Annotated in this window: 1 protein-coding gene; it reads right to left on the reverse strand. The window is 52.7% G+C overall.

Annotation, left to right across the window (positions count from 1 at the left end; translation table 11 throughout):
* The coding region (locus DPQ22_RS08190) for a nucleotidyltransferase domain-containing protein (RefSeq protein ID WP_150215027.1) at positions 1-419 on the reverse strand (419 nt) is incomplete at its 3' end.
* Between the last annotated feature and the right edge of the window lie 93 nt (positions 420-512).

Genomic DNA, 512 nt, shown 5'->3' on the forward strand with positions numbered 1-512 from the left:
AAAATATCAAGAAAAAACGGCCGCCCAAGCTTAAGCCGGGCATTGACATCGCGATAGCTATGCACAATAAACTCGACCGGGACTTTTATCCGCCTCAGATCCATCTCCTCGCGCAGCAGCACCCCCTCTACCTGCCCCCAATGCTCCGGTGCTGCTGCTTCCTTATTATTGACAATAATCAGCAAATCATAATCGGAATTATAGCCGCTTTTGCGGTCTATCACCTGCTTGCCGCGGGCATAAGAGCCAAACAGGATAATCTTCAAAATACGGCCGCGGCGCAGAGCCTCATTGGCCTGCGGCAGCTCAGCCGGGCGGAAGGCGGCTAAAATGGTTTTGACAATATAAACCAGCTCGCGCCGGCGGCGCGGCGGCAAATGCCCAATATAAGGGTTTTGCTCGGTTATATAAAAGGCCATAAGACAGTTTTAGAACCGACTGCTGCCGCAAGCAAGGCTGTGGCCGCTTTTATGCAAAATTATTTGCTGTGCCGGCGGCAGCAGAACGGCCGC

Source organism: Candidatus Tokpelaia sp. (genome assembly GCF_008636115.1).
Taxonomy (GTDB): Bacteria; Pseudomonadota; Alphaproteobacteria; order Rhizobiales; family Rhizobiaceae; genus QLZD01.